This is a genomic window from Ruegeria sp. YTSC230 (assembly GCF_059609665.1).
The window spans coordinates 41257-58951 of record NZ_JBXWMC010000013.1; the positions used below are offsets into that span (position 1 = coordinate 41257).

General features: G+C 58.3%; 15 protein-coding genes. 7 read left to right on the plus strand and 8 right to left on the minus strand.

Annotated elements, in window-relative coordinates; genetic code table 11:
- Positions 1-26: 26 nt before the first annotated feature.
- Both AC2FD9_RS20975 and trkA read right to left on the minus strand, forming a co-directional pair.
- Positions 27-1565, minus strand: coding sequence for a TrkH family potassium uptake protein (locus AC2FD9_RS20975; RefSeq protein ID WP_496838728.1), 1539 nt, complete (start codon positions 1563-1565; stop codon positions 27-29).
- The gene (gene trkA, locus AC2FD9_RS20980) at positions 1565-2941 is read right to left on the minus strand and encodes a Trk system potassium transporter TrkA (RefSeq protein ID WP_109311769.1); all 1377 of its coding nucleotides are present in this window, start codon (positions 2939-2941) and stop codon (positions 1565-1567) included. The genes AC2FD9_RS20975 and trkA overlap by 1 nt, the downstream gene beginning before the upstream one ends.
- Positions 2942-3037: 96 nt before the next feature.
- Between trkA and AC2FD9_RS20985 the strand changes: the two genes are divergently transcribed.
- Positions 3038-3520, plus strand: coding sequence for a hypothetical protein (locus AC2FD9_RS20985; RefSeq protein ID WP_109311768.1), 483 nt, complete (start codon positions 3038-3040; stop codon positions 3518-3520).
- A 12-nt stretch (positions 3521-3532) separates the two neighbouring features.
- Here AC2FD9_RS20985 and ntrX read toward each other — a convergent pair whose 3' ends face one another.
- The 5 genes from ntrX to dusB all read right to left on the minus strand — a co-directional run bounded on the left by ntrX (position 3533) and on the right by dusB (position 10777).
- On the minus strand, positions 3533-4942 hold the full coding sequence (gene ntrX / locus AC2FD9_RS20990; RefSeq protein ID WP_282118298.1) for a nitrogen assimilation response regulator NtrX: 1410 nt from the start codon (positions 4940-4942) through the stop codon (positions 3533-3535).
- On the minus strand, positions 4939-7227 hold the full coding sequence (locus AC2FD9_RS20995; RefSeq protein ID WP_282118297.1) for a sensor histidine kinase NtrY-like: 2289 nt from the start codon (positions 7225-7227) through the stop codon (positions 4939-4941). The genes ntrX and AC2FD9_RS20995 overlap by 4 nt, the downstream gene beginning before the upstream one ends.
- A gap of 99 nt (positions 7228-7326) precedes the next feature.
- A complete protein-coding gene (locus AC2FD9_RS21000; RefSeq protein ID WP_113790137.1) occupies positions 7327-8694 on the minus strand; it encodes a response regulator in 1368 nt (455 codons plus the stop codon).
- A 38-nt stretch (positions 8695-8732) separates the two neighbouring features.
- Entirely contained in the window at positions 8733-9797 is a 1065-nt protein-coding gene (locus AC2FD9_RS21005; RefSeq protein ID WP_282168193.1) for a two-component system sensor histidine kinase NtrB, read from the minus strand.
- Positions 9794-10777: a tRNA dihydrouridine synthase DusB gene (gene dusB, locus AC2FD9_RS21010; RefSeq protein WP_496838732.1), complete on the minus strand. Its 984-nt coding sequence runs from the start codon at positions 10775-10777 to the stop codon at positions 9794-9796. The genes AC2FD9_RS21005 and dusB overlap by 4 nt, the downstream gene beginning before the upstream one ends.
- Positions 10778-10961: 184 nt before the next feature.
- On the opposite strand from dusB, the gene AC2FD9_RS21015 reads away from it, so the two are divergent.
- The 6 genes from AC2FD9_RS21015 to AC2FD9_RS21040 all read left to right on the plus strand — a co-directional run bounded on the left by AC2FD9_RS21015 (position 10962) and on the right by AC2FD9_RS21040 (position 16941).
- Positions 10962-12092: a bifunctional 2-C-methyl-D-erythritol 4-phosphate cytidylyltransferase/2-C-methyl-D-erythritol 2,4-cyclodiphosphate synthase gene (locus AC2FD9_RS21015; protein WP_496838734.1), complete on the plus strand. Its 1131-nt coding sequence runs from the start codon at positions 10962-10964 to the stop codon at positions 12090-12092.
- Positions 12089-12586, plus strand: coding sequence for a phosphatidylglycerophosphatase A family protein (locus AC2FD9_RS21020; protein ID WP_472723883.1), 498 nt, complete (start codon positions 12089-12091; stop codon positions 12584-12586). Before AC2FD9_RS21015 ends, AC2FD9_RS21020 begins: the two co-directional genes overlap by 4 nt.
- Entirely contained in the window at positions 12583-13062 is a 480-nt protein-coding gene (locus AC2FD9_RS21025; RefSeq protein WP_496838735.1) for a CinA family protein, read from the plus strand. The genes AC2FD9_RS21020 and AC2FD9_RS21025 overlap by 4 nt, the downstream gene beginning before the upstream one ends.
- A gap of 157 nt (positions 13063-13219) precedes the next feature.
- Positions 13220-14401 (plus strand): ammonium transporter, encoded by a 1182-nt coding sequence (locus AC2FD9_RS21030; protein WP_109311760.1) that lies wholly within the window; start codon positions 13220-13222, stop codon positions 14399-14401.
- 143 nt (positions 14402-14544) lie between these two features.
- Positions 14545-15225 carry an orotate phosphoribosyltransferase gene (locus AC2FD9_RS21035; RefSeq protein ID WP_058271805.1) on the plus strand — a complete coding sequence of 227 codons (681 nt, stop codon included), beginning with the start codon at positions 14545-14547 and terminating at the stop codon, positions 15223-15225.
- A gap of 225 nt (positions 15226-15450) precedes the next feature.
- A complete protein-coding gene (locus AC2FD9_RS21040; RefSeq protein ID WP_058278098.1) occupies positions 15451-16941 on the plus strand; it encodes a replicative DNA helicase in 1491 nt (496 codons plus the stop codon).
- 3 nt (positions 16942-16944) lie between these two features.
- Here AC2FD9_RS21040 and AC2FD9_RS21045 read toward each other — a convergent pair whose 3' ends face one another.
- On the minus strand, positions 16945-17484 hold the full coding sequence (locus AC2FD9_RS21045) for a GNAT family N-acetyltransferase (RefSeq protein ID WP_496838738.1): 540 nt from the start codon (positions 17482-17484) through the stop codon (positions 16945-16947).
- Between the last annotated feature and the right edge of the window lie 211 nt (positions 17485-17695).

The following is a 17695-nucleotide window of genomic DNA, read 5'->3' on the forward strand; positions in this document are numbered from 1 at the left end:
TAAGGTGTCGGCAAAGGTGAGGATTCTTAGTCTCGCCAGAGGGTTGGCGTAATCAGCGCAATGATCGCCAATGTTTCCAACCGTCCGATCACCATCGCCGCACACATGGTCAGCTTTGCGCCCCAGGGCAAATCGACCAGACGGATGGGAACATCGGTGGCCAATTCAATCAACGGCCCGGTGGTGCTGAGCGCCGCGACGCTGAGGACCATCGCCTGTTCAAACCCCGACCCCATCGCGGCCAGCAGCAGATTGAACAGTGCTGCGGTCAAGGCGAACATCATCAGGAATATCCAGGCGATAAAGGCCCCGTCGCTTTGAATGCGACGGTTACCGCCGCCAATGCCACTAACGGATGAGGGATAGATCAACCGATCAATCTCGCGCGCGCCATTGAGGTACAGGGCAAAGACCCGCAACAGTTTGACCCCACCCGCCGTTGTGGCCACCCCTCCTCCGATCAGGGCGAGGCCCATCAGGATCAGCCCGGGGGTGCCAAGGCCGGACAATTGCTGCGCATCGTTCCAGTTTGCGCTTTCGAATCCGGCTGTGGTCAGGAAAGACAACGCCGTAAAGGTCATGCCCCAGATCACGCTAAGTGCCTGAAGCGGTTCCAACTGATTGCCGATTTCCAGAACGCCGGCCCAGACGCGCGCGAACAACAGTGCCGCGACGACACCCACAATCATCAGGCCAATCCGGAATTCGGGGTCTTGGTCCAGCCGGGAATAGCCTGTGGTTGCCGTATCGGTCGAAAAGGTCAGCCGCGACAAGGCGAAGAACAGGAATAGAAACAGGATCGCCTCGCCCGTTATTCCGGCCTGCGCCCCCTCCAGCCCGCCGACCGGAGATATCCCCGACGTGGCCATGGTTGACATGGCGTGACACACGGCAGTCAGGCCGTTTTCTCCGGCGATCAGCAGCAGGATCCATATGGTTGCGGTCAGACCGGTATAGACTGGTGTCAAGGTCCGGGTCACACGGATCAGACGGCCGCGGGGGTCGACCTCTTCGCTTTGTGCGACGCCCGATACAGGGCGACCGGGCTGGCCGCGCGCCGTAATCTCGAACCCACCCAGCGACAAGGGCGCCAGAATTGCAGCGGCAGCAATCCACATCAGCAAGCCGCCCATCCAGCCGACCAAAGCACGCCACAGGTGCAGCGGTGCGGTCAGGCGATCCGGGTCCGGAAACAGATCTGCACCGGTGGTAGTCACAGCACTGACCATATCAAAATACGCATTCAAAAAGGTGGTGGTGCCCAAGGCATCATGCAGCGGAATCGCCAGAAACAGCGGCAAAACAGTAAAACACCCCAACAACACGGCCAGTTGCCCCAGCGTCCCACGTCGTGGCACCCGGTTTGATGCTGCCACAGCGATCGTGGATACCACGAACAGTCCCAGAAGGCCGGAGTAGAAAAAGGATCGCGACGTGTCGTGATCATCCAAGGCCAGCGCGTAAATCGCCGGAACCCACATCGACAGCGCGGCGATTCCCCAGATCAACAGAAACAGCGGCAACCGCTGTATCAAAGTGATCTGTTGTCTCAGAGCGCGCGCCATCAGAAGAAATCGATTGAAACCTGCATAAGGCGCTCGACCTCGGGCACGTCCTTGGCCATCGCAAAGATCGCCACCACGTCCTTTTCATCGATCCGCAGGCTGCCTGTCGGGCGCAAAAGCTCATCGCCTTTTCGTACGGCACCTACCAGAACACCTTCGGGAAAATCGATATCCCGCAGCTTCTGCCCGGCCATGGGCGAGGTCGACAGCACCTCGGCCTCGATCACTTCTGCCTCGGCATCCCCGATAGAATACACCTGCCGCACCCGCCCGTGGCGAATATGGCGCAGGATCGAGCTGACAGTGGTTGCACGCGGGTTGATATAGGCGTCGATCCCCAGTGGGCCCATCAGGGCAACCATGCTGGGATCATTGATCAAGGCAATTGCCAAGGCACAACCTTCGGCCTTGGCCCGTACCGCAGCCAGCATGTTGGCGCGGTCGTCATCGGTGACCGCCAGCATCGCGTCGGCGCGTTCGATCCCGGCCTCGCGCAACAAGGCGGCATCAAGCCCGTCGCCATTCAGGACAATCGTCCGCTCCAGTGTTTCGGCGGCTATTTCAGCGCTTTGGCGATCACGCTCGATCACCTTGGCACGCACACGGCTTTCACGTTCTTCCAGCGTTCGGGCAACTTCCAGACCGACATTGCCGCCGCCCACAATTACCACGCGGTCCTGCTTTTTGTGGGTCTTGCCGAAAACCTCCATCGTGCGGTCCACGTCTTTGACATTGGTAAAGACATAGCATTCGTCGCCGACAAACAGCTGATCTTCGGATTCAGGCGCAAACAGCGTGCCATCGCGCCGAACTCCGACAACGATTGAGCTGAGCGTCGAAAACAGGTCCGTGAGCTGCCGCAGAGGTGTGTTCACGATGGGGCAATCTTCGTCGATACGGATGCCCAGAAGCTGCGCCTGTCCATCCATGAACATCTCAGTATCAAAGGCGGACGGGGCCGAAAGGCGGCGCATGGCAGCGGCTGCGACTTCGCGTTCAGGGCTAATCACGACGTCGATGGGCAAGTGGTCACGACGGAACAGATCCGAATGGATCGCCTGCAAATACGATTTCGCCCGCAACCGCGCGATCTTGCGCTGGATGGAAAAGATCGAATGCGCCATCTGACAGGTGACCATATTCACCTCGTCCGAATGGGTCGCTGCGATGATCATATCGGCATCACGCGCGCCTGCACGCTCAAGCACGTCAGGATAGCTTGCAAACCCAGCAATCCCCTGAACATCCAGCGTTTCCGTTGCCCGACGCACCAGATCGGGATTGTTGTCCACCACCGTTACGTCATTCAGTTCGCCCGACAAGTGACGTGCGATCTGCCAGCCGACCTGACCGGCACCGCATATGATGACCTTCATGTTTCTGGCCCTTCTGCCTGAAATCCTTGAATGACAGATGCCCCTATAGCGGTCAATTGAATTGTCATTCAGACAAAGCTGGGGCAAGATAACCCTATGAAATCAGTGCTTCACTTACTAATTCCGCTGACTATCCTGTCCGCTTGCAGCGGCCCACTTTCACTGTATTACCGCGAAGGTGAAAGCGTGTCGCGCGCGCAGTCCGAGACCACGCAATGTCAGGTTAAGGCGGTAAATGACGTTCCCGTGGCTAATCAGGTGCGGCAAAGCCCGCCCACATACTGGCCGGGACGCACTTATTGCGACAACCGTGGGCACTGCTATCGCTCGCCTGGTTGGTGGGAACCCGGGCGCGTGTATACGGTCGACGTGAATGCCGGTCTGCGCAATCAGGTCGAGGCCCAATGCATGGCTAAAAAAGGCTTTCGTCCGATCAGCTTGCCACCCTGCAAACAGAGCGTAAAGTCTCAGGTTCCACCTGCGCGCACAACGAAACTGCCGCCGCTGGGAACCCAATCCTGCTATGTGAAATTCGACGACGGCTCATTTCAGATCATCACCCCGGGTCAGGCAGGGTAAAGCCCCGGCGGATTATTCCGCCGGTTCCGGTTCGTCGATTTGCGCCACCCGCGCCCCGGATTTGTTCGAGGTCACAACACCAAGCGATTTCAGCTTACGGTGCAACGCGCTGCGCTCCATGCCAACAAAGCTGGCGGTTCGGCTGATATTGCCACCGAAACGGTTGATCTGGGTCAACAGGTATTCGCGTTCGAACGCCTCGCGCGCTTCGCGCAGCGGCAGGGTTGCCAGTGCCCCAGACAAAACCACGCGACCCGAGTCGTCGGTTTTCTCTTCTTCGGTTGGCAATTCGCGGGCTTCGATTGGACCTGTTCCATCGCCCAGGATCAGGACGCGCTCGATCAGGTTCTTCAGCTGACGCACATTGCCGGGCCAGGTCATGGTCTGCAACAATGCCACCGCCTCTTCCGAGATCTCGCGAATTGGCAAGCCTTGGGATTCGTTGCACATTTCAATGAAATGCTGTGCCAGAACCGGAATATCCTCGCGCCGGTCCTCCATCGAAGGCACGGCGATCGGTACGACGTTCAGGCGGTGATACAGCTCTTCACGGAACCGGTCGGCTTCGATTTCGGCATCAAGATCGCGATTAGTCGACGAGATGACTCTCAGATCCACACGCACCTTGTCAGACCCGCCTACCCGCTGGAATTGCTGGTCGACCAGGACCCGCAGAATCTTGGATTGCGTACCCAAGGGCATGTCCGCCACTTCGTCAAAGTAGATCACCCCGCCATGGGCCTCTTCCAGCAAGCCGGATTCGATCCCGCGTTCCGATGACTCGCGCCCGAATAGCACCTCTTCGACGCGTTCAGGCTCAATCCCTGCGCAGTTAACGGTGACGAAAGGAGCGTTGGCGCGGTTGGAATGGGCGTGAATATAGCGGGCGGCAATCTCTTTGCCCGACCCAGCTGGCCCGCTCAACATCACGCGGCCGTTCGACTTGGTGACCTTGTCCAACTGGCTCTGCATCGCCCGGAACGAGGCCGACTTACCGATCATGTCCGAGTTGGTGACCTCACGCCGCTTGAGCGAAGCATTCTCACGGCGCAAGCGCGAGGTCTCCATGGCGCGGCGGATCACGACCATCAACTGATCAATGTTGAACGGCTTTTCGATAAAATCGTAAGCGCCCTGCTTGATGGCGGCCACAGCAATTTCGATGTTGCCGTGACCGGAAATGATCACCACCGGCACGTCGGGGTTGTCGCGTTTGACCGACTTCAGGATATCGATCCCGTCCATACGGCTGTCTTTCAGCCAGATATCAAGGATCAACAGACCCGGTGGCTCGGAATTGATCGACGACATACACTCGTCCGAGTTTGCCGCCAGCCGGGTTGAATAGCCTTCGTCCTCCAGAATGTCGGACACCAGTTCGCGAATATCGCGTTCGTCATCTACGATCAGAATGTCGCTCATCTTTGGCCTGCTTTCAGTTTGTTAGTATGAATTGCCTGCTTTTGTGGCGCTGCAGTCTGGGAAATTTTGCCCCCCGGCAAACGGATCACGGCCATCGCACCGAAATGGTCCTGTCCGTCAAAAACGGGCGCGTCTTCCAGGGTCAGCGCTCCGCCATGTTCTTCTATGATTTTCTTGACTATGGGCAGGCCCAGACCCGTGCCCTCGTCGCGTGTAGTGACATAGGGTTCAAACAACCGCGCCCGATCTTCCGGCAGCCCTATGCCATTGTCCGCTATTGTAATGACCGTCCCCGCATCATCGTTGGAAATGTCCACTTTGATCTGTGGCTTCAAATTTTCTGGCGGGTCTTTTTTCTTAAGTGTTTCAATGGCCTCGCCCGCGTTCTTTATCAAATTCGTCAGCGCTTGGTTCAACATCGTCGCGTCTACATCCGCTAGGATGGGCTTGTCCGGTAGGGTCGCGTCGATCTGCACATCCGGCTGTCCGGCTTGCTGCAACAGAACAGCTTCGCGCACCAAGCCGACGACGTCTTCCTCACGCCGATCGGGTTCAGGCATCCGCGCGAATTTTGAGAATTCGTCCACGATCCGCCGCAGATCGTTGGTTTGCCGCACGATCACATCGGTCATGGATACAAGGCTGTCACAATCCTCTTCGTCCAGTTTGCGCGAGAATTTGCGCTTGATCCGTTCCGCGCTAAGCTGGATGGGCGTCAACGGGTTCTTGATCTCATGGGCAATACGGCGGGCCACATCGCCCCAGGCCGCCATACGCTGTGCACTGACCAGATCGGTCACATCATCGAAGGCCACCACGTAGCCCTCCAGCCCTCCATCCTCGCCGCGCCGGATCGCCATTCGCACCAGTAAGTTTTCCAACCGCCCTTTACGCGTGACCTTAACCTCACCCTGCACGGCCTCTTGACCGCTGCCTTTCAGATTTTCGAATAAGGGAAGGAATTCGGGGACCGCGATGCCGATGGCCAATTGTTCTTCACCGCGCGACCAATCCAGAAGACGCTCGGCTGAACGGTTCACGAATGTGACACATCCATCTGAATCGACGCCGACCACACCAGACGTCACCGAACTAAGCACCGAATCGAACAGGCGGCGGCGGCGTTCGATCTGACGCGTATTTTCCAATAACGTGTCGCGCTGCCCTTTAAGTTGCCGCGTCATCTGATTGAAATAACGACCTAACATGGCGATTTCGTCATCGCTGGCCTCTTCGATGACCTGAACGCTCAGATCCCCGGCGCCGACCCTTTGTGCGGCTGTAGTCAGACGGCCAACCGGGCGCGACAGGCGTTCAGCGAACCACATCCCCAACGACATCGCGGCAAGGATCAGGATGACCGCAAAGCCCAGGTACAGGAGCCCGAACTCGAAAAGAACCCGGCCCCTTTCACTTTCAAGCTGTTGGTAGAACTGAACCGTTTCCTTGGTGTCATCCAGCAATTTCAGCAGTTCGCCATCCACCTCGCGGCTAACATACAGATATCGGTCCAGATAGGCCTGCAACGGCGCCAGCGCGCGGAACTCGTTGTTTTGCCAATCTGCAATGATCAGAAGGCCGCTGTCGGTTGCTTCAACCATCTGCTCCGGTGTCGGCGGTTCATAGTTGAACAGGTAAGACCGGTCGCCACGGGATTTGATTTCTCCACTGCCATCAATGACATAGGCCTCGCGCAAGCCCCGCTGAATCTGCGATTGTCCCTGTGCCAGAACCTCGCGCAGTTCTGCATCCGAGATGTAGAAGTCCAGCGTTCGCGCATTGTCGAGGAATCGGGAAAGAACGATGGCGTCCTGTGTCAGGCCGCTGCGGTGTTCAAGCTCATAGGCTTCGGCCGCCGACAGGGATGATCCGACAACCTGACGGACCCGATCCGAAAACCATCCCTCAAGCCCGATATTCACCGTAAGGCCGGCAAAGATCGCGACGGTCACTGTCGGCACTAGGGCCAGCAAGGTGAACGCACCGATCAGCCGCAGGTGCAGACGAGACCCGGCAGATTTTGCCCGGCGTGCAGCGATCAGGCTGAACACTTGCCCCAGAACAAGTGCTGCAACGACCAGCACATAAACCAGATCCGCCAGCAGAATCAGCCGCAGCGTGGGCGCTGCCGAACCCAAATCAAACGGACCGATGACCAAATATGTGGCCAACGCCAGAAGCGGTCCCAAAAGGACCAGCCCCAAGGTGCTAAAATTGCGCAGCTTTCGGGATTTTCGCCACCGATCAATCGATAGGATCAGCCCGCTCTGTGCTCGGGTTGCCACCGTCTGCCCTCATCCTGATGTGCCGCTTACGCGGCGTACCGCCATATCTCGTGGTCGTTGCCGGGCTTGTACCCGGATGCCACGCTTTGTGTGGCGATATTACATCAGTTTGCGTCGTCGTGTCACCTGAATATCGAGATCGGTGATTTTTTTGCGCAGCGTATTCCTGTTGATCCCCAGCAAATCCGCACATTTCGCCTGATTTCCGCCGGTTGCGTCCAGTGCCTGCTCGATCAAGGGGCCCTCAACCTCGCGTAGGATGCGCTGATACAGGCCCGGAGGTGGCAACAAATTGCCGTGCAGATCGAAATAGCGACGCAAATGACGAGCCACAGAGGCCGAGAGTTTTTCTCTTTCGCCGTCACCAAGAATCGGTTCCGCTTCGGGCTGACTGCCCAAAACCATCTCAACCTCGGCTTTCGATATTTCTTCGGCCCGGCTGGTCAGACTCAGACGTCGGATCGCGTTTTCCAGTTGTCGCACATTGCCGGGCCAGGAATACCGCCGCACCAGCTCTACCGCCTCGGGGCTGAGCCATCGCTTTGTGCCATGTTCCCGTTCCTCGCGGGCAAGGAAGTGATCAACAAGCAAGGTGATATCATCCACTCGCTCGCGCAGCGCAGGCACATGGATCGTCGCGCCGCACAGTCGATAATACAGATCCTGACGCACCCGCCCACTTTCCATCGCTTCGGTCAGATCCGATTGGCTGGTCGCCATAAAACGCGGAAGATGATCGCCGGGCGTGTCCATCATCCGGACAATACGTGCCTGGACCTCATCTTCGATATCAGCGATTTCATCAATCAACAGAGTACCGCCCCGCACCCTGGCCATAATGCGCGCAGGCCCTTCGAGGTCACGCAGATCACCGGCAGTCGCAGTGACGAAGGGCAGCGTGCGTCGGTCCGAGAAATCATGAATAGCGCGTGCTATCAATGACTTGCCGGTGCCACTTTCACCGGAAATCATGACCGAAAGATCGGTATTCATCACGCGTGCCACAAGGCGATACAGCGCCTGCATCCCCGGAGTGCGCCCAACCAGAGGCAGCTCCTCAGGACGGTCTTCGGCCGGTACGACCGCATCCGCCTGCACGCGTTGCTTTTGCTCCAAGGCCCGTGCGGTCCGCTTCATCAGGTCCGGCAGGTCAAAAGGCTTGGGCAGATAGTCATATGCGTCCGCCTCGGCCGCCTGAATGGCGGTCATGATCGTGTTCTGCGCCGAAATCACGATGACCGGCAAACCCGGACGGTCCTGCGCGATCTTGGGCAACATCTCGAGCCCGTTGCCATCCGGCATAACCACGTCCGAGATTACAACATCCCCTTTGCCCTCGCCGACCCAGCGCATCAGAGTGGTCAGCGAGGATGTCGCATGCACCTTGCACCCGGCCCGCGTCAGGGCCTGAGTCAGTACGGTTCGGATTGTGCGATCGTCATCTGCGACCAGTACTGTGCCATCCATCAGGTGCTCTCCTTACTATCTCTGCCCGGTTGTCCATCTCAGGTCGCGTCGCGCGGCGCGCGTCTGAGGGACAGGCGGAATACGGTATGTCCCGGAACCGACTCGGCCAAAATCCAGCCGTCGTGGTCCGAGATGATTTTGCTGACCAGCGCCAGCCCAAGACCGGTGCCGTTTTCCCTGCCCGACACGAACGGATCGAAAATGTCGCTGCGGATCTTGTCCGGCAACCCCGGACCGTCGTCGATGATTTCAATCTGCAGGGGCAAAGAATGCCCCGAACCGTCGCTGCGGCGCAGGCGGAAGGAATGTTCGAAATACGTCCGCAGGCGGATCGTGCCGCCGTTGGGGGACGCCTCGGATGCATTTTTGAGCAGATTCAGCACCACCTGCAAAAGTTGATCCGGGTCACCGTAGGCCAGCGGCAACGAGGGGTCGTAATCTTCAATAATCGTCATATGCGCGCCAAAGCCCAACAGCGCCGAGCGCCGCGCACGGTCCAGAACGTCGTGGATATTGACCGGTTTGAAATCTGGCTGGGTCAGGTTCCCAAATTGCTCGACCTGCTCTAACAGCTTCACTATTCGGCGGCTTTCAGCAACGATAAGATCTGTAAGTTCAAGGTCTTGTTGGCTGATATTCATGCTCAGAAGCTGCGCGGCACCGGTGATCCCCGCCAACGGGTTCTTGATTTCATGCGCCAGCATTTCGGCCATGCCAATCGCCGATTGCGCAGCAGATTTTACCGTGTTGCCCCGCGTCATCCGCCCCGCCAGTTCGCGTGGGGACATGGTCATGATCATTGACCCCGGATGCCCAAGCAGCGGCGCAATTTGCAAAGCGCATTGCAGCGGCGCCCGATTACCTGACCCCACATCGACATCATTCACGAAAAGCGGTGTGCCCTGTTGGCGCGCACGCAAAAACGCTTCTTCCAGTGGGGCATCCACGGCGATCTGGTCCCAGACCGGGTGACCGATCACTGCATTGCGGGAGGCGTTCAGGAACCCCTCTCCGGCGGAATTCACATCGGTGATCCTGTCATCGGCATCAATGATGAACGCCGGAACCGGCAGCGAGGCCCAGATGTTCTGGTCCGAGGTCATGCTGCTGCCTCTGCGTCGCCGTGCAGGGCATCGCCCAACAGGCGCAGCACCTCGGTGGTATCCCGCGAGGTTAGAACCGCACGGCGCAAGGTTGCCGGGGTCGCGGCCTCATCCATGTACCAGCCGAGATGTTTACGCGCCACGCGCAGACCCAGATCGGTGCCGTAAAAGTCCAGCATCGCCTCATAATGACCGCGCACCATGTCGATCAAGTCGCCATTGGCGGGGATGACCGGCGCTTGTGCGCCATATAAATCGTGGCACATCTGGGCCAGAAGCCATGGCTTACCCTGTGCCCCGCGTCCAACCATGACGCCATCGGCGCCTGAGTGGTCCAAAGCCGTGCGCGCTGCATCAGTATCTACGATATCCCCGTTCGCGATGACGGGGATCGAGACCGACTCTTTCACCGCACGGATCGCTTGCCAGTCCGCGCGTCCTTTGTAGAACTGGCATCGCGTACGCCCGTGGATCGTGATCAGTTGGATGCCTGCACCTTGCGCCCGGTGCGCCACATCCGGCGCGTTCAGCAGGTTGTCGTCCCAGCCCAAACGAGTTTTCAGAGTAACCGGAATGTCGACAGCGTCGATCACGGCCTCAATCAGCGTCAGTGCGTGATCCGGCGTCTTAAGCAGCGCCGAACCAGAATAGCCATTCGTGACCTTCTTTGCCGGGCACCCCATGTTGATATCGATCACCCGGGCGCCGCGATCGGCCACCTGACGCGCAGCCTCAGCCATCCAATGCGCCTCACGCCCGGCCAGTTGAACAGCGGTGTTTTCAACGTCAGCAGACAGCTCGGCCCGTTCCCGCACGCCCGGTTTGGCCTGCACCATTTCCTGACTAGCGACCATTTCGCTGACGACCATGCCCGCGCCAAAGCGCATCACCAGATCGCGGAATGGTCGATCGGTGATCCCGGCCATCGGGGCCAGCATGACCGGCGGATTTAAGGTTTTGTCGGCGAGGTGCAGGGTCAACGTGCTTAATCCTTGGGCAGTTGCGTCTTAGATATCGAATTCGGCGCATATGAACAACAAAACGGCAGGAAACAAGCTTGCAAAATCACCACTTGCCTATTTTTTAAGCAACTTGACGCGGGTGATTGCCTCTACATTCACCGCAGCTTAAACACTGCGCTCAAATCATCGGAGAATTCGCCCAATGACCACCGCCGCCATCATCGTCGCCGCAGGACGCGGATTGCGCGCCGGAGGCGGCATTCCCAAGCAATGGCGACCATTGGCCGGACGCAGAGTTGCGGATTGGACCATCGACCGGTTTCGCCATCAGGTCGATCATATTGTTCTGGTGCTGTCCGAGGATGATCAAAACGCTTGGGATGAGTTTTTAGGCTCTGATCTGCTGCTGGCAAAAGGTGGCAGCGATCGTGCCGGGTCGGTACGGAACGGGCTGGATGCATTAGATGGGCTGGGGATCGAACATGTCCTGATTCACGACGTCGCCCGCCCCTGCTTAAGCAGCCAGACTATTGCGGACGTCCTGACCGCCCTGAGCAAGCATGAGGCTGCAGCACCCGGTCTGGCCGTTACAGATGCGCTCTGGACCGGTGACGAAGCCAATGTGACCGGAACGCAGGACCGGACGGGTCTTTTTGCGGCGCAGACCCCACAGGGTTTTCGCTATGACGCGATTGTCGCGGCGCACGCGGCCCATTCTGGCGGCGCGGCGGACGATGTCGAGGTCGCCCGTGCCGCTGGCATGAACGTGGTGATCGTGCCAGGCGATGCCGATAACATCAAAATCACAAGACCCGAGGATTTTGCCCGGGCGGAACGCGTATTGGGGACAGACATGGATGTGAGACTGGGCAACGGCTATGACGTGCATCGCTTTGGCGACGGGGATCACGTAATCCTGTGCGGCGTCAAAATTCCCCATGACCGGGGGCTACAGGGCCATTCGGATGCGGATGTCAGCATGCACGCGGTTACTGATGCAATCTATGGCGCGCTGGCGCAGGGCGATATCGGTCAACACTTCCCGCCAACGGACCCGCAATGGAAAGGCGCGGCAAGCGAGATCTTCCTGCGCCACGCGGTCGAGCTGGCTGGGCAGATGGGGTACAGCATCTCGAATGTGGATTGCACACTGGTTTGCGAGTTTCCCAAAATAGGACCGCACGCGCCTGCAATGCGCGCGGAAATGGCCCGGCTCATGGGGTTGCGGGCAGATCAGGTCTCGGTGAAGGCGACCACGTCTGAACGTCTGGGCTTTACCGGGCGCAGCGAAGGCATCGCCTCGCTGGCCACAGCTTGTCTGGTGAAATCATGAACGCGGCGCGCTTGATCGGAACTGTTTGCGGCGTGGGTTACTTGCGCCCTGCACCCGGAACATGGGGATCTCTGGCCGCCCTGCCCCTGGCCTGGGTTCTGCATACGTTGGGTGGTTTTCCCTTGTTGGTCATCGCCACTGTGGCCGTTTTTGTCGGTGGCCTGTGGGCAACCAAAGTGATGACTGCTGGGCAGGAAGATCACGACCCGTCCGAAATCGTCATCGACGAAGTAGCCGGGCAGTTCATCGCGCTTTGGGCCATTTCCTACCCATCTTGGGCGCATGGAATTGATATCACAGCCCTTTGGCCCGGCTGGATCGCAGGTTTCCTTCTGTTTCGCCTGTTCGACATCACGAAACTCGGCCCGGTGGGTTGGGCTGACCGCAAAGGTGACGCGATGGGTGTGATGCTGGACGATGTGATCGCCGGCGTCTTTGCCGGGATCGGCGTTCTGGTTCTTGCCGGCATCTCGCACGGTGTTCTGGGCCTATGAGTGTCGCCGCTTTGCTTGACCGCGCCAAGGCGCAAGGCGTGATGATCGCGACAGCCGAAAGCTGTACCGGCGGCATGGTCGCTGCTGCGCTGACGGATATCCCGGGCAGCTCGGCCGTGGTGGATCGCGGGTTTGTCACCTACACCAATGACGCCAAGCAGCAGATGCTGGGCGTAAATGCCCAGACTCTGGAAACCCATGGGGCTGTGTCCGAAGAAGTCGCACTGGAGATGGCAGAAGGTGCATTGAAGAACTCGCAAGCACAACTGACCGTTTCGATCACCGGCATCGCAGGCCCTGGCGGATCAGAATTCAAGCCGGAAGGCCGCGTTTGCTTTGGGCTCGCTGCCGACGGACAGAAGACAAAGACCGAAACGGTCGAATTTGGGCCGTTGGGACGTGATAAGGTCCGCATTGCGGCCCGCGATCATGCTCTGAACCTTCTGTCGCACGGCGTTTCGTTGTTCGCTCAATAATAAAGCACTCTGTACCTTTTGACGCCTATTTTATCATCGGTTGATAAAAGGCCCTTAAAACAGGCACCCAAAACCCCGTCCGCCTCTTTTTTCCCCGTCCTCTCTCCGCTTCAACGCCAGCCACGCAAGCTGAAGACGCCACAGAGGAGACCGGCTGATGAACGGAGCCGATACCGCCTGGATCATAGTTGCAACTGCACTGGTCCTATTCATGACATTGCCGGGCCTCGCCCTGTTCTATGGCGGCCTCGTGCGCGCCCGCAACGTGCTGAGCGTTTTCATGCACTGCTTCTCAATCGCCTGTTTGATGAGCATCCTTTGGTTGGTCGCCGGATACTCGATCGCATTTGGTGACGGTGGGTCGGGCCTGTGGGGCGGTCTGGGCAAAGCCTTCCTGAACGGAGTTGATGTCGACAGCCTGTCGGGCACCCTGCCCGAGGTTCTGTTCTTTGCCTTCCAGATGACATTCGCAATCATCACCCCCGCCCTCATCATCGGCGCTTATGTCGAGCGTGTGGGTTACGGGTTTGTCATGATCTTCTCAGGCCTGTGGATGCTGCTGTGCTACGCACCCGTCGTTCACTGGATCTGGGGCGGCGGTATTCTGACCGATGGCGGCATTCTGGGCGAGATCGGCGTGCGTGACTTTGCCGGTGGCATTGTGGTGCATGAAACGGCAGGTCTGGCCGCGCTGATCATCGCCGTGGTCCTTGGCCCGCGCCGCAACCGCACAACCCCGCCACACAACCCTGGCTACGTCATGATCGGTGCCGCGATGCTTTGGGTTGGCTGGTTTGGCTTCAACGGCGGTTCACAATTGGCGGCAGATGGCGGTGCCGCTATGGCGATAACAGTCACGCATATCTCGGCCGCAACCGCATCGCTGACATGGGCGCTGTATGAACGCATCAAATACGGCAAAGCCTCGATGGTGGGCCTGGTTACAGGTACGATTGCGGGTCTGGCCTCTATCACCCCAGCCTCGGGATATGTCGATCCGGTACAGGCGCTGATCATCGGTGCCGTAGCAGGCGTGTTGTGTCAGGAGGCCGTGAACATCATCCGTAACAAGCTGAACATCGACGACACTCTGGACGTGTTCGCGGTGCACGGCGTAGGCGGCATCTTTGGCACCATCATGATCGCTGTGTTCGGCCTGGGTGCCTGGACCGCGCAGTTGGGCGGGCTGGTCATCGTAGGTGTCTTTACGGCAGTTGTCACATTTGTGTTGATCAAGGTGGTTGCGCTGATCACCCCGCTTCGCGTAGATGCAGAAACCGAGACAAACGGGCTCGATCTTTCGGTACACGGCGAGCGTGCCTATGACATGAGCAGCTAAGCCCACCTTGGCTGCCTCTTGCCCGCAAGGGCCAAAGCGGGCCTCTTCGTGAGGTCCGCTTTTCTTTTGCGCACACCCCTCTCGACTCTGGGACGGGGGACAGGCTATCAGCCCGCAACGTCATTTTGTCCCGAGGTTGCACCATGATCCCCAGCTCTTTCCCCGATAGCACCGAAATCGCCCGCCTGACCGCGCGGATGCTGCTGGAGATCAAGGCCGTCCATTTCAATTCGCGTAAGCCGTTCACACTGGCCAGCGGCTTGCCCAGCCCGACCTATATCGACTGCCGCAAGCTGATCTCGTATCCGCGCATACGGTCGACCCTGATGGATTTCCTGACGGTCACCGTGATGCGAGATGCCGGGTTTGAGGCATTCGACAATATCGCTGGCGGTGAGACCGCGGGCATCCCATTCGCCGCTATGGTCGCCGAACGTATGGCGCTGCCGATGACCTATGTGCGCAAAAAGCCCAAGGGTTATGGCCGCAATGCCCGTATCGAAGGCGCGATGAGCGAAGGTGAGCGCGTTCTGCTGGTCGAGGATCTGACCACCGATGGCGGGTCCAAGCTGTCCTTCGTGGATGCGATCCGCGAAACTGGTGCCACTTGTGGGCACACGGCGGTCATTTTCTACTATGGCATCTTCCCCGAGACCGAAAAAACCTTGGGCGACCACGGCATCCAACTGCATCACCTGTGCACATGGTGGGATGTTCTGGCCGAGGCCAAAGCGCAGAAAGCCTTTGATCAGGAAACACTTGACGGTGTCGAAGCCTTCCTGAAAGACCCGCGTGGCTGGCAGGAAGCAAATAAATCCACGTGAACCTCTTGTGGACAGATTGGGGATAAGCCCAGAAGAATCGGTCGACCGGCCACGATATCTGGTGACTTTTTCCCCAATTCCTACATAATAAGCTACGCATACACAGGTATCCAAACTGTCAGGAAAGTTATCCCAAGGCTTTATCCATAGTTAGCCACAGGTATTTCCAGATAGCCGACACGCCAAAATAGCGTGTAGAAAGCGCCGCAGGGCAGCGGGGACAAAATGAACGAGATAAGCAGCATCGAGCAGGCAGCAGCTCGGATTCAGAACGCCGAAACCATGCCGCATTCCATTGAGGCCGAACAGCAGCTTCTGGGTGCGATCCTGACCAATAACGATCTTTATGATCGGGTCGCTTCAATCATCGGGGCCGAGCATTTCTATGACCCGGTTCACTCCCGGATTTATGAGGTCGCCTCGACCCGGATTGCTAAGAATGCACTGGCCTCGCCGGTGACACTAAAATCCTTCATGGCCGAGGATGAGGGCCTGCAGGAACTGGGTGGCCCGGCCTATCTGGTCAAACTGGCAGGCGCATCGATCAGCGCCTTTGCGGTGCATGACTATGCCCAGATGATTTATGATCTGGCCATCCGGCGCGAGCTGATCCGCCTGGGCCGCGATATCTCGGACAAGGCAGCGCGGGTCGACATCAGCAGCGAACCAAAAGAACAAATCGTCGAAGCCGAGCAACAGCTTTATCAGTTATCCGAGCAGGGCCAGACCGAACAGGGATTTCAATCCTTCCTCAAGGCGGTCACAGAAGCCGTCAACGTCACCAACGAAGCGTACCAGCGCGGTGGTGGCATGGCAGGGATTTCCACCGGTCTGGCCGACTTGGACAAACAACTGGGTGGCTTGCATCCGTCTGACCTGATCATTCTTGCCGGTCGTCCGTCGATGGGAAAAACCTCTCTGGCGACCAACGTGGCATTCAATGTCGCCAAGGCGTACAAACGTGGGCTGAAACCGGATGGCTCAGAGGGCGCGGTTGACGGCGGTGTCGTTGGCTTTTTCTCATTGGAAATGAGTGCCGAACAGTTGGCCGGTCGGGTTCTGGCTGAAGCCTCCGAAATCTCATCCCATAAGATCCGCCAAGGTGACATGACCGAGTCCGAGTTCCGCCGCTTTGTCGACGCGGCCAAGGAACTGGAAGCCTGCCCGCTTTTCATTGACGACACGCCCGCCCTGCCGATCTCGCAGTTGGCGGCTCGGGCACGCCGTTTGAAGCGGACACATGGTTTGGACCTGCTCGTTATCGACTACCTGCAGCTGTGCCGGGGTATGGCCGAAAACCGCGTCAACGAAATTGCCGAGATTTCGATGGGCATGAAAGCCATCGCCAAGGAATTGCAAATTCCGGTGATCGCCCTGTCCCAGCTTTCGCGTCAGGTTGAAAACCGCGACGACAAACGCCCACAACTGTCCGACCTGCGGGAATCAGGCTCGATCGAACAGGACGCCGACGTGGTGATGTTCGTGTACCGCGAGGAGTACTACAAGGAACGCGAAAAGCCCGGCGATCACGAACTGGAAAAGATGGAAGAGTGGAAGCAGGCCATGGAACGTCTGCACGGCAAGGCCGAAGTCATTGTCGGCAAACAGCGCCACGGTCCCATCGGCACGGTCGACCTTTCGTTCGAAGCACAATTCACCCGTTTTGGAAATCTGGTCAAACCCTGGCAACAGGACGGGCAGATTGAGGGGTATTAACCCTTACCATAGCTCGGGTTTGTTGAATGCACTGACACAGTGGGATGGCCCCTTGAACGGCGCCATCTCAGCCCCAATCAATGATTGCCCCAACCACCCGTGCGGATGGCTTAACGGCAGAGGAGCTTGGGCGACTTTTTCTGAAATCGGAAAAAACCCGGTTTTGCCGTAGTAGTTCGGATCGCCGTAAGTCACCACAAAATCCACTTTGTCACGGCGCAGCTCGTCCAACCCAAACGCGATCAGTCGCTGCCCTATCCCCGCTTTCTGGCGATCCGTACGCACGGCAACCGGCGACATCAGGAACACCTGTCGCGGATCTTGGTCAAAGAGCAGCCGCGAAAACAGGATGCAACCCAGCACTTGGGGGCCATCATGGGCAATGGCTGCACTCAAATCGCCGTCAGGCGTTGTGGTCAACAGATCCGAAACCAACGCGCCGATCGCGGTCCCTTCTTCATCGCTTTCTGAAGCCGTGAACACCCTCCTGAACAAGCCGGGCAGCGCGGCCTCCCATTCATCTTTCCCTGTCGTGAATTCCATGGTGAACTCTCTCCAATCGTCCGTGGGTCTGTTTCTGGTTCAACGATTACACGCCGATGCACTCGGTTGAACATAGGACGGATACAATGGCGATGCAGAGGCGAGCCGAACATGTTTTTACGCCAATGCCTTGCACCGTTGGCCAATAGTTGCCCATGAACGCGGACAAGTTTGCATTAATCGCCGCCTACCCCCTTGACCTGCCGTGATC

Coding starts and splice junctions, on each gene's coding strand:
- AC2FD9_RS20975 (WP_496838728.1), bottom strand. CDS start 1,565: ATGGCGCGCGCTCTGAGACAACAGATCACTTTGATACAGCGGTTGCCG.
- trkA (WP_109311769.1), bottom strand. CDS start 2,941: ATGAAGGTCATCATATGCGGTGCCGGTCAGGTCGGCTGGCAGATCGCA.
- AC2FD9_RS20985 (WP_109311768.1), top strand. CDS start 3,038: ATGAAATCAGTGCTTCACTTACTAATTCCGCTGACTATCCTGTCCGCT.
- ntrX (WP_282118298.1), bottom strand. CDS start 4,942: ATGAGCGACATTCTGATCGTAGATGACGAACGCGATATTCGCGAACTG.
- AC2FD9_RS21000 (WP_113790137.1), bottom strand. CDS start 8,694: ATGGATGGCACAGTACTGGTCGCAGATGACGATCGCACAATCCGAACC.
- AC2FD9_RS21005 (WP_282168193.1), bottom strand. CDS start 9,797: ATGACCTCGGACCAGAACATCTGGGCCTCGCTGCCGGTTCCGGCGTTC.
- AC2FD9_RS21015 (WP_496838734.1), top strand. CDS start 10,962: ATGACCACCGCCGCCATCATCGTCGCCGCAGGACGCGGATTGCGCGCC.
- AC2FD9_RS21020 (WP_472723883.1), top strand. CDS start 12,089: ATGAACGCGGCGCGCTTGATCGGAACTGTTTGCGGCGTGGGTTACTTG.
- AC2FD9_RS21025 (WP_496838735.1), top strand. CDS start 12,583: ATGAGTGTCGCCGCTTTGCTTGACCGCGCCAAGGCGCAAGGCGTGATG.
- AC2FD9_RS21030 (WP_109311760.1), top strand. CDS start 13,220: ATGAACGGAGCCGATACCGCCTGGATCATAGTTGCAACTGCACTGGTC.
- AC2FD9_RS21035 (WP_058271805.1), top strand. CDS start 14,545: ATGATCCCCAGCTCTTTCCCCGATAGCACCGAAATCGCCCGCCTGACC.
- AC2FD9_RS21040 (WP_058278098.1), top strand. CDS start 15,451: ATGAACGAGATAAGCAGCATCGAGCAGGCAGCAGCTCGGATTCAGAAC.
- AC2FD9_RS21045 (WP_496838738.1), bottom strand. CDS start 17,484: ATGGAATTCACGACAGGGAAAGATGAATGGGAGGCCGCGCTGCCCGGC.